A 15257-nucleotide genomic window follows, 5' to 3' on the forward strand; every position below is an offset into this window, starting at 1 on the left:
ACGGCACCACACGGCCGACCACAGCCGGGCGCCGGGCTCCCCCGCCCAACCCCGTCGAGGCCCGTCGGCCAGCGGCGTTACCCTGGGTACGCGTTCCACGGCCCGCCGGAAGCCCGGCCTCACCGGCGCCGCGCCGAGCCGCACGCCGAGGTCACCTCCCGGACCGACCGGGGAGGGTCACCGACGCGGCTCCCGGCGACCGCACGAGCAGGCCGACCGGCGAACCGTCGGCGACGGTTCATCCTCGAGGTAGAGCGGGATCATGAGCACGGAGAGCACCACCATCGCGCCCGGAGACGCTCCCGCGTCCCCGCCCCACCGCTACGACGCGCGCCTGGCCGGCGAGATCGAGCGCCGCTGGCAGGACAGGTGGGAGGCCGAGGGCACGTTCCACGCGCCGAACCCGGGCGAGCCGGGCTCGGAGAAGCCCAAGGCGTACGTGATGGACATGTTCCCGTACCCCTCGGGCGCGGGGCTGCACGTCGGGCACCCGCTCGGCTTCATCGGCACCGACGTGCTGGGCCGCTACCTGCGGATGACCGGGCACAACGTGCTGCACCCGATGGGCTTCGACGCGTTCGGCCTGCCCGCCGAGCAGTACGCCGTGCAGACGGGCACGCACCCGCGCACCACCACCGAGGCCAACATCGCCCGGTACAAGGCGCAGCTGCGGCAGCTGGGCCTGGCGCACGACCCGCGCCGCTCCATCGCGACCACGGACGTCTCGTTCTACCGCTGGACCCAGTGGATCTTCCTGCAGATCTTCGAGTCCTGGTACGACACCGAGGCCGACCGCGCCCGCCCGATCGCCGAGCTGCGGGCCGACCTCGAGTCCGGCGCCCGTCCCACCCCGGACGGCCGTCCCTGGGCCGAGCTGGCCGAGGCCGAGCGCCGCGCGCTGATCGACTCCTACCGCCTGGCCTACATCTCCGAGGCACCGGTGAACTGGTGCCCGGGCCTGGGCACGGTGCTGGCGAACGAGGAGGTCACCGCCGACGGCCGCAGCGAGCGGGGCAACTACCCCGTCTTCCGCCGCAACCTCAAGCAGTGGATGATGCGGATCACCGAGTACGCGGACCGCCTGGCCGCCGACCTGGACCGGGTGGACTGGCCGGAGTCGGTCAAGGCGATGCAGCGGAACTGGATCGGCCGCTCCGAGGGCGCCCGGGTGCGCTTCCCCGCCGCCGGCGAGCAGATCGAGGTCTTCACCACCCGTCCGGACACGCTGTTCGGCGCCACCTACATGGTCCTGGCCCCCGAGCACCCGCTGGTCGACGTGCTGACCCCGGGCGCGTGGCCCGAGGGCACGGACGAGCGGTGGACCGGTGGCGCCGCCACCCCGGTCGAGGCCGTCGCCGGCTACCGCGCCGAGGCGGCGCGGAAGTCGGAGCTGGACCGGCAGGAGAACAAGGAGAAGACCGGCGTCTTCACCGGTGCCTACGCCACCAACCCGGTCAACGGCGAGGAGGTCCCGGTCTTCGTCGCCGACTACGTGCTGATGGGCTACGGCACCGGCGCGATCATGGCGGTACCGGCGCAGGACCAGCGGGACTGGGACTTCGCCACGACGTTCGGGCTGCCGATCGTGCGGACCGTCGACCCCGGCGAGGGCTGGCAGGGCGAGGCCTTCACCGGCGACGGCCCCGCGATCAACTCGGCGAACGCGGAGATCAGCCTGAACGGCCTGGGCGTGGCCGAGGCCAAGCGCCTGATCATCGACTGGCTGGCGGCGAAGGGCTCGGGCGAGGGCGTCGTCCAGTACAAGCTGCGGGACTGGCTGTTCTCCCGGCAGCGGTACTGGGGCGAGCCGTTCCCGATCGTGTGGGACGAGCACGGCCCCGTCGGGCTGCCGGAGGACCAGCTCCCCGTCGTGCTGCCGGACGTCGACGACTACTCCCCCAAGACCTACGACCCCGAGGCGGCGGACACCGAGCCGGAGCCGCCCCTGTCGCGCGCCGACGACTGGGTGAACGTCGAGCTGGACCTGGGCGACGGGCCGAAGAAGTACCGCCGCGAGACGAACACGATGCCGCAGTGGGCGGGGTCGTGCTGGTACTACCTGCGCTACCTGGACCCGGAGAACTCCGAGCGGTTCACCGGCGTCGAGGCCGAGAAGTACTGGATCGGCAAGGAGCCGGAGATCTCGCCGGTCGACCCGGGCGGCGTGGACCTGTACGTCGGCGGCGTCGAGCACGCGGTGCTGCACCTGCTGTACTCGCGGTTCTGGCACAAGGTGCTGTACGACCTGGGGTACGTGACCAGCGAGGAGCCCTTCCGCAAGCTGTTCAACCAGGGCTACATCCAGGCCTACGCGTACACCGACTCGCGCGGCCTGTACGTGCCGGCCGAGGAGGTCGTCGAGGACGAGAACGGCCGTTTCACGTGGAACGGCCAGCCCGTGAACCGTGAGTACGGGAAGATGGGCAAGTCCCTGAAGAACGTCGTCACGCCGGACGAGATGTGCGACCGGTACGGCGCGGACACCTTCCGGCTGTACGAGATGTACACCGGCCCGATGGAGGCCTCCCGGCCCTGGTCGACCCGGGACGTCGTCGGGCCGCAGCGGTTCCTGCAGCGGGTGTGGCGCAACCTGGTCGACGAGAACACCGGCGAGTCCCGGGTCGCCGACGTCGAGCCCGACGTCGACACCCTCCGGGCCCTGCACAAGGCGATCGCCGGCGTGCGCGAGGACTACCCGGCGCTGCACTACAACACGGCGGCCGCGAAGCTCATCGAGCTGAACAACCACCTGACCAAGGCCTACCCGGGCGGGGCGCCGCGGGCGGTGGCGGAGCCGCTGGTGCTGATGCTGGCGCCGCTGGCCCCGCACATCAGCGAGGAGCTGTGGCAGCGGCTGGGGCACGAGGCCACGCTGGCCTACGAGTCCTTCCCGGTGGCCGACGAGCGGTACCTCGTGCAGGACACCGTCGAGTACCCGATCCAGGTCAACGGCAAGGTGCGCTCGCGCGTCACCGTGCCGGCCGACGCGGACGACGCGGCCGTGCGAGCCGCGGCGCTGGCCGACGAGAAGATCGTCGCCGCGCTGGCCGGGGCCGAGCCGCGCAAGGTGATCGTGGTGCCGGGCCGCCTGGTGAACGTCGTCCGCTGATCCTCGGCCGTTCACGGCGGGCCGGTCCCCCGGCCCGCCGCCGGGCCTCGTGGCTCAGCTCGTGTCGGAGGCCCGGCGGCGCTTGAGCGGCCGCACGGCCCGCCGGGTCGCCCCCGGCCGCGGCGGGGCGCTGCGGGCCGGGTCGTCGAGCCACTCGTCGACCTCGGTCAGGACGAGCGCGGCGTCGGCCAGCGCGGACCGCGCCTCCTCGAGCGGAACCGCCGCCCAGGAGCGCTCCGCCAGCGCCGCGCGGTTGAGCAGCGAGCGGAGCAGGCGCCCGGTGACCGGGTCCATGGCGCGCTCGCGGACCACCCGGCGGACGTAGGCCGACACGACGTCCGACGACTGGTCGCGGGCCTCGTCGAGGGCCGCCAGCGCCATCTGGGCGGAGTCCAGCGCGGCCCGGGCCGCCGCGGCCACCGCCTGGCCGGCGAACCCGCTCGCGGCCAGCAGCTCGGCCGCCGCAAGCTCGCGCCGCGCCCGGGCCATGCCGGGCCGCGGCCCCGGCACCGGCACCTCCGCGTTCGTCACCGCAGCCGCACCGCCTCGGTGCGGGCCCGGACCAGCCAGGGCTCCTCGGGCCGGGACAGCTGGGCCTGGGTCACCGGATAGGCGCAGACCGTGATGCCCGAGCGCTCGGTGTGCCGCCACAGCACGGACTCGACGGCCCGCAGCTCGGCCCACGGCGACTCCAGGTCCTCGAGCACCACGAGCAGGTCCAGCTCGGACTCGACCGAGCCCTCCCCGCTCGCCCACGGCCCGACCAGCAGGATCTGGTGCAGGCGGTCGCCGTAGTGCGCCGCGATCTCGGTCGCGACCGCGGCGGGCAGGTCCTCGTTCTCCGGCGCCGGGTCCGGGTAGGCGGCGGCCGCGAGCTCGGCCTTCTCCGGGTCCACGAGCCCGGCGTCGGCGAGCCAGGCCAGCGCGCGCCGGCGCGACCGGGCGTCGCGGAACCGGAACCACTGGTCCCGCACCTCGGGGAACTCGAACAGCGTGTTCTTGAAGCGACGGAAGGCGCCGCGGCCGTTGAGCGCGCGGTCGAGCAGCTCGGCGGCCCGCCGGTGCTGGACGCCCGCGGTGAAGTCGGCCATGTCCTGGTAGCCCTCGCGCGAGCCGGTCTGCTCGATCGGGACCCAGCCCTGCTCCTCGAGCTCCTCCGAGTCGTCCGGCTCACCGGTGTAGACCTCGGGCACCGTCGGCACGATCCGACCCGTGCGCGGGTCGATCCACCACTGCACCTCGGGGGTGCGGTCGTCGAGCGCGTTCGCCAGCTCGCCGAGATCGACCTGCGCCGGATCGAGCATGGCACGCACCCTACCCACGCGTCGGCCCGCCGGAACCGTCCTCGCCCTGTCGGTTCGGCGGGGACCCGACCCGCCGCAGTCGACGACCCGGGATCGGCGATCCGGGATCGGCGGCCCGGTGTCGAGCGGCCGGGGAATCGGCGGCGCGTGATCGGCGCCCGGACGAGTGCGGCCGGATCGGCGACCCCGGATCAGCGCGGCCGGATGACGATCTCGGGCACGTGGGCGTCGTCGGTCGCCGCGACCGCGGTGACGATCGCGGCGGCGACGCTCTCGGGCCGCAGGAACCTCGACCCGTCGTACTCCCCGCCCTCGTGCGCGACGACGGCCCGCTGCATGTCCGTGTCGACGCGGCCGGGGTGCACGGAGGTCACCCGCAGGTCCGGCTCCTCGGCGCGCAGCGCGTCGGCGAAGGCGCGCAGCGCGAACTTGCTGGCGGCGTAGGAGCCCCAGCCGGCCCGGGCGGTGAGCCCCGATCCGGAGTTGACCAGCACGACGTCGCCACGGGCCGCCCGCAGCGCGGGCAGCAGCAGCCGGGTCAGCCCGGCCACCGCGACGACGTTGACCTCGAACTGGCGCCGCCAGGTCTCCGGCTCGGTCTCCTCGATCGTGCCGAGGAGTCCGACGCCGGCGGAGTGCACCAGGACGTCGAGCCGCGGCAGGTCGAGCCCGGCCACGGCCGCGGCGACGGAGCCGTCGTCCGTCAGCTCGACCGGCCAGGCCCGCGCGCCGCCGAGTTCGGCGGCCAGGGACTCGAGGGCCACCGCGTCGCGCCCGCCCAGCAGCAGGTCGTGCGTGAGGGCGAGGGCACGGGCGGCGGCGGCGCCGATCCCGCGGGAGGCACCGGTGACGAGGGCGAGGGGCCGGGGGTCCACGGTCGCCACCCTAGATCGGCTGCCGGTGTCCCGTGGATCGGACGACGACCGGACGCGGGCCGGGCGCGGACGAGGTGCGGCTCAGACCCGGCGTGCGCCGCTGAACGGCATCGCGTCCAGCGAGGCGATCTTCACCGGCTGCCCGCTCGTGCTCGCGTGCACGACCTGGCCGTTGCCGATGTACAGGGCCACGTGGCTCACCGGCTTGTAGAAGAAGACCAGGTCACCGGGCTGCAGGGCGCCCTTCGAGACCGGGGTGCCCACGGTCGACTGGGCGCGGCTGGTGCGCGGGATCGAGACCCCGGCACTCTTGAACGCGTAGCTCGTGAGGCCGGAGCAGTCGAACGCCGACGGGCCGGCGGCCCCGTAACGGTAGGGCTTGCCGACCTGCGCGAGCGCCGCCGACAGGGCGGAGGCGCGCTTCGCGGCGGGCGAGAGGCCGGCCGAGGCCGCCTCGACGGCCTGCGCGGGTGCGGTGAACGCGACCGTCTGCACCGCGGCCTCGACGGGGGCGGCGGGAGCGGCCGCGGTGGTGGCCGGGGCCTCGGCGCCGGCCCCGGTGGAGGCGGGCGCGAGGGAGAAGAAGGCGGCCGCGGCTGCGGTGGCGGCGACCAGGGTGGAACGCAGGAGCGCAGGTTTGTGCTCGGGCACCGGTGTGCATCCTCGTGAATCGCACCGCCCGACGACCGCCGGCGCCCGCTCGGGGGAGAGCGGGGATCCGGCCTGACGGGTGCGGGGGGAGTACTCCGGCGGGGAGGCGTGGGGAGCCCGGGGCCGGCGGTGCACCCGCCCGTCCGGGCGGTGACCCCGTGCCCGTCCTCCCGGGTGGAGGGCGGTGCCGCGAGGCCGCGAAGGAAATTACGAACGCATTACGGTCGTCGCCATGACGCAGATAACATTCTTACCCGGAAATTCGGGTGAGCGTTCTCACCGGATTGGTTACTCGTTCGGACCAACGAAGATCGTGATCGGCATGTGATTGCGTGGTCAAACTCGGCGATGCAGGTGAGGCTGCTTCGGCGGCCTCACGTTACGCGGTCGTGATGACTCCACCCGGGTGAAATCTTTTCCGGTCCGGAAGCTCCGTCAACAGTTCCGGAAGGCAAACAAAAAGGAACCCCGGCCGGAGCGAGGCTCCGACCGGGGTCCTGGACGGGTGAGAGGCGTCAGCGCTCCCGCTCGCCCCGGATGAACTCCTCCACCGCGACCCGGGCCTCGGAGTCGCTGTACTGCTCGGGCGGGGACTTCATGAAGTAGCTCGACGCGGAGAGGATGGGACCGCCGATCCCGCGGTCCTTCGCGATCTTCGCGGCGCGCACGGCGTCGATGATGATGCCCGCGGAGTTGGGCGAGTCCCAGACCTCGAGCTTGTACTCGAGGTTGAGCGGGACGTCGCCGAACGCACGGCCCTCGAGCCGGACGTAGGCCCACTTGCGGTCGTCGAGCCAGGCGACGTAGTCCGACGGGCCGATGTGCACGTTGTCCTTGCCCATGTCGCGGTCGACCTGCGAGGTCACCGACTGGGTCTTGGACACCTTCTTCGACTCGAGGCGCTCCAGCTCCTTCATGTTCAGGAAGTCCATGTTCCCGCCCACGTTGAGCTGCATCGTGCGGTCGAGCTGCACGCCGCGGTCCTCGAAGAGCTTGGCCAGCACCCGGTGGGTGATGGTGGCGCCCACCTGCGACTTGATGTCGTCGCCGACGATCGGGACGCCTGCGTCGCGGAACTTCTGCGCCCACACCGGGTCCGAGGCGATGAACACCGGCAGGGCGTTCACGAAGGCCACGCCCGCGTCGATCGCCGCCTGCGCGTAGAAGCGGTCGGCCGCCTCGCTGCCCACCGGCAGGTAGGAGACGAGCACGTCCGCCCGCGTCTCGCGCAGGACCTGCGCGACGTCGACGGGCTCCTCGTCCGACTCGGTGATCGTCTCGCGGTAGAAGCGGCCCAGCCCGTCGAGGGTGTGGCCGCGCTGCACCGGGACGCCGAGCGGCGGCACGTCGGCGATCTTGATGGTGTTGTTCTCGCTGGCCGTGATGGCCTCCGAGAGATCGCGGCCGACCTTCTTCGCGTCGACGTCGAACGCGGCGACGAACTTCACGTCGCGCACGTGGTAGCCGCCGAAGTCGACGTGCATCAGGCCGGGGACGCGGGTGGCCGGGTCGGCGTCCGCGTAGTACTGGACGCCCTGGACCAGCGACGCCGCACAGTTGCCGACGCCGACGACGGCGACTCGCACCTCACTCATGCCGGCTCTCCTTCTTTCTCGGTCGGGGGACTTCGGCCTTCGTCAAGGCCTGTTGGGTCCGGCCTCGTCGCCGGGGTGACGCTCCCGCTCGATGAGCTCGTTCAGCCACCGCACCTCGCGTTCGGTGGTGTCCAGGCCGAGCTCGTGCAGCTCGCGGGTGTACCGGTCGATCTGCTCGCCGGCCCTGGCGAGCGCGGCGCGCAGCCCCTCGCGGCGTTCCTCGACCGCCCGCCGCCTGCCCTCCAGGATCCGCATCCTGGTCTCGGCGGGGGTGCGGGAGAAGAACGCCAGGTGGACGCCGAAGCTCTCGTCGTCCCAGGTCTGCGGGCCGGACTCGGCCAGCAGCTCGCCGAACCGCTCCTTGCCGTCGGCGGTGATCCGGTAGACGCGCCGTGCGCGCCGGGACCAGCCGCCACCGCTCGCCGGTGGGCTCCCGGACCTGTCGGGATCCTCGACGATCAGGCCCGCGCGGACGAGTCTGCGCAGCGCGGGATAGAGCGAGCCGTAGGAGAAGGCGCGGAAGCCGCCGAGCCGCAGCCCGAGCTGTTTGCGCAGCTCGTAGCCGTGCATCGGGGCTTCCAGCAGTAGCCCGAGGATGGCGAACTCGAGCATCCGCCTCCCTCCTCCCGTGGGCCGCCCGGGGACCCCGCTGGCCCCGGCGATCGGTCGGATCACTATATCGACCCGATACATCCGCGCGCAGTGTCGACACGGGATTCCGACCCGGATCGACGGGGTCCCCGACGCGTGCCCGGACCGGCGTCGGGATCCCGGTCACGGCCGCGACCTGCGGCTGCGCCGGGCGGCCACGCCCGTCCGGGCGGTTCGGGAACCGCACGGGCGGGTGGCTGAGTACCCTGGTCGGGTGCTCACCCAGCGACAGGTCGTGGACTACGCGTTGCGGCGCCGCGCGCTGCTCGCCGATGTCTACGCCGGTCGGGTGGGAACCGCGGAGGTCTGCGACGCGAGCCCGTACCTGCTGCGGGCCGCCCGTTTCCACGGCCGGCCGACCCAGCAGCAGTGCCCGGTGTGCCGCAAGGAACGGCTGACCCACGTCTGGTGGGTGTTCGGCGAGGAGCTCCGCCAGGTGTCCGGCTCGGCCCGCGACCCCGAGGAGGTCGAGGAGCTCGCGGCCCGGCACGGCGAGTTCTCCGTCTACCTCGTGGAGGTCTGTCGCACGTGCAGCTGGAACCATCTGGTCCAATCGTCGGTGCTGGGCACCGGCGCCCGGCCCGACCGCCCGCGCCGCCGGAGGACCGCCGCCGAGTGACGCGTCCCGCCCCGATCCCCGCCCGACGAGCCCCTACCCCGTGAGCCGTACAGCGCCCGCACCCCACGCCCCAGCCCGGTCCGCCCCCACTCCCCGCCGGCGGACCGGAGAAGCACGGAGCCCGCGGTGACCGATCAACGCAGCGACCGACCAGGAGCCGGCGGCCCGCCGCCCCGGCCCGGCGTCCCGGACGTCTGGGACGTCCGCCCGAACCAGGGCCCCCCGCCACCGGGCGGGGGGCCCTGGCGGGGCCGCGCCGCCCGGTCCGGTCCGCCGCCGCAGCGGTCGCAGGGCGCACCCCCGGTGCCGCCCGGGCAGCCGGGCGCGTTCGGCCCGCCGAACCGGCCGATGCCGCACCGCGTCGGGCCGCAGGGCGGACCCGGCGGTCCGGGGAGTCCCGGGCAGCCGCCGGTGGCACCCCCGACGCTGCTGACGCACGACCCGAGCACCTCGGGCCCGGACGACCGGCCCACCTCGCTGGCCCTGGCCGAGCCGCCCGGTCCGCCGCCGCGCCGCCCGGGCCCCGGGGGTGACGGCGGCGGGGACGGCGAGGGCCCCCGACCGGGAGGACGGAGGCGGCTCGTGCGCCGGATCGTGCTGTGGGCGCTGGCCGCCCTGGTCCTCGGCCCGTTCCTGGCCTTCGCCGTCGGCTGGGTGGTCTTCCGGGTGCCCAGCTCCGACGACGTGGCCAACACCCAGGTCGCCACCTTCACCTTCGCCGACGGCAGCCCGCTCGCCACCGTGCGGCCCAACAACATCAACCGGACCAACGTCACCCTCGACCAGGTGCCGGTGCCGGTGCAGCACGCCGTGCTGTCCGCCGAGGACCGCTCGTTCTTCTCGAACCCGGGCTTCGACATCTCCGGCATCGGCCGGGCCGTGTGGAGCCAGCTGACCGGCGGCATCGGCGGCGGCTCCACGATCACCCAGCAGTACATCAAGGTGACCACCGGCCAGGACCAGTTCTCGCTCTGGCGCAAGTACAAGGAGATCGTGCTCGCCGCGAAGATCTCCAAGGAGCAGACCAAGCAGGAGATCCTGGAGAACTACCTCAACGCGATCTACCTGGGCCGCGGCGCGTACGGCATCCAGGCCGCCGGCCAGGCGTACTTCGGCAAGGACGTCCAGCAGCTGACCCCCTCCGAGGGCGCGATGCTCGCCGGGCTGATCCAGTCGCCGTCGCGCTGGGACCCGGCGAAGAACCTGGACAAGTCCCAGGAGCGCTGGAACTTCGTGCTCGACGGCGAGGTCCAGATGGGCTGGATGAGCCCGGCCGAGCGCGCCCAGCAGCAGTTCCCGAGGTGGCTGCCGCCCGCGGCCGTCGAGGGCGGCATCCCCGGCGACGCCAACGGCCACATCTACAACCAGGTCCGCGCCGAGCTCGAGCAGAACGGCATCTCCGAGGCGGAGATCAACACCGAGGGCCTGACCGTCCAGACCACGATCGACCCGGACAAGCAGAAGGACGCGGTCGACGCGGCCAACAAGGTCCTCAAGGGCCAGCCGGACAACCTCCGGACCGCCCTCGTGTCGATCGACCCGAAGACCGGCGCGGTGCTGGCCTACTTCGGCGGCAACGACGGCGTGGGCCTCGACTACGCGCAGGCGTCCAAGCAGCCCGGCTCGTCGTTCAAGCCGTTCGTGCTGGCCGCGGCGCTGCAGCAGCCGGACCCGATCGGCCTGGGCACCCAGTACGACGGCTCGTCGCCGCAGACCCTCGCGGGCCAGAAGGTGTCCAACTCCGAGGGCGTGAGCTGCGGCCGGTGCTCGGTCAAGACGGCCATGACGCAGTCGATCAACACCGTCTTCTACCGGATGGCGCTGGACGTCGGGCCGCAGAAGGTCGCCGACGCCGCGATCAAGGCCGGTATCCCGGCCGCGCCGCTGGCCAACCCGACCGGCGGCATCTCGCTCGGCGACAAGAACGTCACCACCGAGAACATGGCGTCCGCGTTCGCCACGTTCGCGGCCGACGGCGTCGCCCGCCAGCCCTACCTCGTCGCCAAGGTGACCACGAGCGACGGCCGGGTCATCTTCGACCACGGGGCGGGCGCCTCGGCCGGCACGCAGGCGTTCAGCCAGCAGGTCGCGCGCAACGTCACCGAGTCGATGACGGACGTGGCCAGCTCCTCGCGGATCGGGCTGCGGGACGGCCGCCCGGTCGCCGCCAAGACCGGCACCGTGCAGAGCAGCATCGAGGGCCAGAACAACGACGCCTGGACCGTCGGCTACACCCCGCAGCTCGCCACGGCGGTGTGGGTCGGCACTGACGACAACTCGCCGATCAAGAACTCGGCCGGCCGGCCGATCTACGGCCGCATGCTGCCGGGCTCGATCTGGCAGGAGTACATGTCCGACGCCCTGCGCGGCACCGAGGTCGAGCCCTGGTCCAAGTTCACGCCGATCGGGCAGGCCCCGGTCTCCGACTACGCCGGCCAGTCGAGCACGCCGACCCGGTCCGCCGACTCGGGTGGCGAGGACCAGGAAGGCCAGCAGCGGCGCAGCCGGGACGGCGGGGACAACGGCGGGGACAACGGCGGGGACAACGGCCGTGACAACGGCAACGGCCGCAACCGCGACTCCGGCAACGGCGACTCGGGCCGTGGCAACGGCAACGGCAACTCCGGGAACGGCGACGGAAACGGGAACGGCAACGACGGCGAGGACGGCGGCAACTAGGTGACGTCGCGGCCGGTCGCCCCGGAGGACGCCCCGTCCCCCGCGCCCCGGCGGCCGCGGGGCACCGACCGCAGGCCCCGGCCGCCCCGGGAGCCCGCGCGGGTGGTCCCGACGTGGACCGAGCCGCTCGCCGCGGCCGCGAGCCGGGTCGTCGGTGGTCCGCTCGGCCGGCACGCGCTCGTCGGCCGCGCCGCCTTCTGGACCCCGCTGCGGGTGGTGCTGCTGCTCGCCGTGGTCACCCTCGCGCTGGGCTGGCTCGGCAAGTCGCCGTGCCTGCAGCAGTACCGCACGGGCGACGGGCAGCTGGCCCTCGACTGGCAGAACAACCGCCAGTACGTGGCCATGTGCTACTCGGACACGGTGCCGCTCTACGCCATCGAGCGGCTCGACGACCCCTCGGCCGTCCCCTACCGGGACGCGTGGACCGACACCTCCGGCGGCGGCGCCCCGCAGACCCGGTACATGGAGTATCCGGTGCTCACCGGCTTCTACCAGTGGGCGGCGGCGCGGCTGACGGACGGCTGGACGGCCGCGGCCGAGGTGCTGCCGCTGCCGACGGCGCTCCCGGTGGTCGTGTACTTCGACCTGGTCGCCCTCGGCCTCGCCCTGGCCTGGATCGTGGCGGTGTGGGCCGTGGTGCGGCTGCGCCCCGGGCGGCCCTGGGACGCGGCGCTGGTCGCGGTCTCCCCGCTCGTCGCGGTGCACGCCTTCACCAACTTCGACGCCCCGGCCGTCGCCCTGGCCTGCGGCGGGCTCCTCGCGATCGCCCGGCGCCGGCCCGTCCTCGGCGGGGTCCTGCTCGGCCTGGGCGGCGCCGCCAAGCTCTACCCGCTGCTCCTGCTGCTGCCGGTGCTGCTCGTGGCCGCCCGCCGCCGCGAGCTCGGCACCGCCTTGCGGACGATCGGCGCCGCCGTCGTCACCTGGCTGGCGGTGAACCTGCCGGTCGCGCTGCTGTGGCCCGCCGGCTGGTGGGAGTTCGTGCGGCTCAACCGGACCCGGCCCGCCGACCCCGACTCGCTGTACTACGCGCTCTCGTACTTCACGGGGTGGAGCGGGTTCGACGGCCCGCTGCGCCCCGACCAGGCACCCGACACGCTCAACGCCGTCACCGCGGCCCTGCTCGTGACCGCCTGCGCCGGCCTGGTCGTGCTGGCCGCCAAGGCGCCCCGGCCGCCCCGGCTGGCGTCCCTGGCCTTCCTGATCGTCGCCGCGTTCCTGCTGGTCAACAAGGTCTGGAGCCCGCAGTACTCGCTGTGGCTGGTGCCGCTGGCCGTGCTCGCCCTGCCGCGCTGGCGGTTGCTGCTCGCGTGGATGACCGTGGACGCGCTGGTCTGGGTCCCGCGGATGTTCTTCTACGTCGGCACGGACGAGAAGGGGCTGCCGCCGGACTGGTTCCTCGGGGCGGTCCTGCTGCGCGACGCCGTCGTCGTACTGCTGTGCGTGCTCGTGGTGCGCTCGATCCTGCGGCCCTCGCGGGACCCGGTCCGGGCCGGCGATCCCGCGGGCGATCCGGACTGGCCGGTGCGACAGCCGTCACAGCGGACCGCGCGCCGCGTCCCGGTGGGGCAGAGTCCGGAGCATGGCAACGGCTGAGAGCGGGGTCGGGTCCGACCCCGGGGGCCGCGTCGCAGGGCTGCGCGCGGCCGTCGAGGAGCGGCTGGCGGGGTTCGAGCGGCGGGCCGTCGAGCGGCCCGACCTGAAGCGCTCCGCGGTCACCGTCACGCTGGTCACCACCGGTGGCGCCGGCCTGGCGGACGGGCTCGCCTTCCTGCTCACCCGGCGGGCCGCCACCCTGCGCCGGCACTCCGGGCAGTGGGCGCTGCCCGGCGGGCGCTCCGACCCGGGCGAGACGATCACCGAGACCGGCCGCCGGGAGCTGCTCGAGGAGGTCGGGCTGCCGCTGGGCGAGGACGCCGTGCTCGGGCTGCTCGACGACTACGTGACCCGCTCCGGGTACGTCATCACGCCGGTCGTGCTGTGGGGCGGCGAGGTCGGCGAGCTGACCCCGAACCCCGCCGAGGTCGGCGAGCTGCACCGGATCCCGCTGGCCGACATCGACGTGGAGCCGCGCTTCCTCACCATCCCGGAGTCCGACGCGCCGGTCATCCAGGTGCCGCTGTTCGACCGGTTCGTGCACGCGCCGACCGGTGCGGTGCTGTACCAGGTCCGGGAGCTGCTGCTGCACGGCCGCCCGACCCGGGTGGACCACCTGGAGCAGCCGGTGTTCGCCTGGCGGTGAGGTCGGCACCGACCCGGTCACGCGCGTCGACCGTCGCGGGCACGCGGAGGAACAGCACGAACAGGATCGCCAGCAGCGCGGCCTTGCCCCACACCCCGAGCACCACGGCCTGGGCGGCGAAGCCGGCGCCGATCCCCGCGTCGGCGCCGACGTCGAGCAGGTGGAACCAGCGGAAGATGCCGATGCCGATCAGCGCGTCGGCCGCGAGGTAGGCCACGATCCAGCCCCAGCGGATCCGCAGCAGCACCAGGAAGGGCAGCAGCCAGAGCGTGTACTGCGGGGAGTGCACCTTGTGCAGGAGCAGGAAGGCGCAGAGCATCGCGGCGCTGACCCCGATCCACGGGTAGACCGCTCCGCGCCGCCACCGCCACAGCCCGATCGCGGCCGCGACCACGAAGGCCAGCAGCACCGACGCCGGCGACAGCACGGCGACGACCGGCTCGAAGTCCTCGCCGACGCCCAGGTCGGCCATCAGCGGGCGGGCGCCCCAGAACCAGATCGAGTTGGTGCTCACGTCGATCGGCCGCTGCTGCTGGAAGGCGAACGAGGCGGCCCAGCCGGGGAAGCCGAGCAGCGCGAAGGGCAGGTTCACCGCGACCGCGGCGAGCGTGCCGGCCAGGCACACGCGGACCGCGCCCGTGACGTCGAGGCCCGCACCCGGCGGGCGGCCGCGGGTGAGCACGTAGAGCGCCAGCGGCAGCAGGAACGCCCCCGGGTAGAGCTTCACCGCGAAGCCGAGGCCGAGCAGCACCGCGGCCGCGGTGGCACGGGTGGGCAGCGGCACCTCCCGCCGCAGGCCGTGCAGCACGAACACCGCGCCGACCGCGCACGCGACGGCCGGCAGGTCCCAGTTGTGGAAGGCGTAGAGCACGAGCGGTGGGCCGAGCGCCCACAGCAGGGCCCGCCAGCGCGCGAGACGGCCGAGCATCCCTCCGGTGACCAGCCCGAACGGGGCCAGGATCAGCGCCGAGGTGAGCAGGAAGCCGGCGTCCGTCGAGGCCCCCAGCGCACCGAGCCACATCAGCACGCCGGTGAGCACGGGGTACTCGACGGTGCCGCCCTGCAGCTGCCCGTCCGGGGTGATCGAGCCGTGGACGTAGGGGAAGACGTGCCGGTCCACCTCGCGGCCCAGCCACAGCTTCTGGATGTCCGAGTAGCAGGCGTCGCGGTACTGCCGCACCGCGTAGTCGGGGGCCGAGCGGCCGGCCGCGTCGAACTCCGGGCCGGTGCAGCGGGCCTTGTTCGCGTAGCCCAACAGCAGGGTCAGGCCGGTGAGGAGGACGAGCAGCACCAGGCCCGCGGTGCCCAGGGGCGCGCGGCGGGCGGGAGCGCCGCCCGCGGGCTTCTCGGAGCGCGCGGTCCCGTCCTCGTGCGCGGGGGAATCGCCGTCGGGCGGGGCGGGGTCGGCGGGCCGCGCGGGATCGACGGGCCCCGCGGGACTGGCGTGGCGCGCGGCAGGGTCGGCAGGGTCGGCAGACTGCGTGGCGGGCCCGGCAGGCTGCGCGGCGGGGTCGGCGGGCTGCGCGGCGGGGTCG

The 15257-nt window shown here is 73.8% G+C and carries 11 protein-coding genes; 5 read left to right on the plus strand and 6 right to left on the minus strand.

Going from position 1 to position 15257, the window contains the following annotated elements:
• The first annotated feature begins 262 nt into the window (after nt 1-262).
• Nucleotides 263-3109, plus strand: a complete 2847-nt coding sequence (gene leuS / locus ACFQH9_RS20145) for a leucine--tRNA ligase (protein ID WP_379567719.1) — start codon at nt 263-265, stop codon at nt 3107-3109.
• A gap of 54 nt (nt 3110-3163) precedes the next feature.
• Here the strand turns inward: leuS and ACFQH9_RS20150 are convergent, their stop codons facing one another.
• From ACFQH9_RS20150 to ACFQH9_RS20175, 6 genes are all read right to left on the minus strand, one after another.
• Nucleotides 3164-3640 (minus strand): hypothetical protein, encoded by a 477-nt coding sequence (locus ACFQH9_RS20150; protein ID WP_379567721.1) that lies wholly within the window; start codon nt 3638-3640, stop codon nt 3164-3166.
• On the minus strand, nt 3637-4413 hold the full coding sequence (locus ACFQH9_RS20155) for a UPF0158 family protein (RefSeq protein WP_379567723.1): 777 nt from the start codon (nt 4411-4413) through the stop codon (nt 3637-3639). Before ACFQH9_RS20155 ends, ACFQH9_RS20150 begins: the two co-directional genes overlap by 4 nt.
• 191 nt (nt 4414-4604) lie before the next feature.
• Nucleotides 4605-5288 carry an SDR family oxidoreductase gene (locus tag ACFQH9_RS20160; protein ID WP_379567725.1) on the minus strand — a complete coding sequence of 228 codons (684 nt, stop codon included), beginning with the start codon at nt 5286-5288 and terminating at the stop codon, nt 4605-4607.
• Nucleotides 5289-5369: 81 nt separating this feature from the next.
• Nucleotides 5370-5939, minus strand: a complete 570-nt coding sequence (locus ACFQH9_RS20165) for a C40 family peptidase (protein WP_379567727.1) — start codon at nt 5937-5939, stop codon at nt 5370-5372.
• A gap of 515 nt (nt 5940-6454) precedes the next feature.
• Nucleotides 6455-7534 carry an inositol-3-phosphate synthase gene (locus ACFQH9_RS20170; protein WP_379567729.1) on the minus strand — a complete coding sequence of 360 codons (1080 nt, stop codon included), beginning with the start codon at nt 7532-7534 and terminating at the stop codon, nt 6455-6457.
• Between the two features lie 42 nt (nt 7535-7576).
• Nucleotides 7577-8146 carry a PadR family transcriptional regulator gene (locus tag ACFQH9_RS20175; RefSeq protein WP_379567731.1) on the minus strand — a complete coding sequence of 190 codons (570 nt, stop codon included), beginning with the start codon at nt 8144-8146 and terminating at the stop codon, nt 7577-7579.
• Nucleotides 8147-8399: 253 nt separating this feature from the next.
• Here ACFQH9_RS20175 and ACFQH9_RS20180 point away from each other — a divergent pair, with 253 nt between their 5' ends.
• From ACFQH9_RS20180 to ACFQH9_RS20195, 4 genes are all read left to right on the plus strand, one after another.
• Entirely contained in the window at nt 8400-8804 is a 405-nt protein-coding gene (locus ACFQH9_RS20180; RefSeq protein WP_379567733.1) for a DUF5318 family protein, read from the plus strand.
• Nucleotides 8805-9215: 411 nt separating this feature from the next.
• Entirely contained in the window at nt 9216-11483 is a 2268-nt protein-coding gene (locus ACFQH9_RS20185; protein ID WP_379567735.1) for a transglycosylase domain-containing protein, read from the plus strand.
• Nucleotides 11484-11585: 102 nt separating this feature from the next.
• The gene (locus ACFQH9_RS20190) at nt 11586-13076 is read left to right on the plus strand and encodes a glycosyltransferase family 87 protein (RefSeq protein WP_379567737.1); all 1491 of its coding nucleotides are present in this window, start codon (nt 11586-11588) and stop codon (nt 13074-13076) included.
• Complete coding sequence (locus ACFQH9_RS20195; protein ID WP_379567739.1) at nt 13063-13722, plus strand: NUDIX hydrolase; 660 nt, start codon at nt 13063-13065, stop codon at nt 13720-13722. Before ACFQH9_RS20190 ends, ACFQH9_RS20195 begins: the two co-directional genes overlap by 14 nt.
• The last annotated feature ends 1535 nt before the right edge of the window (nt 13723-15257 follow it).

Source organism: Pseudonocardia lutea (assembly GCF_042658055.1).
In the GTDB taxonomy this organism is placed as follows: Bacteria; Actinomycetota; Actinomycetes; order Mycobacteriales; family Pseudonocardiaceae; genus Pseudonocardia; species Pseudonocardia lutea.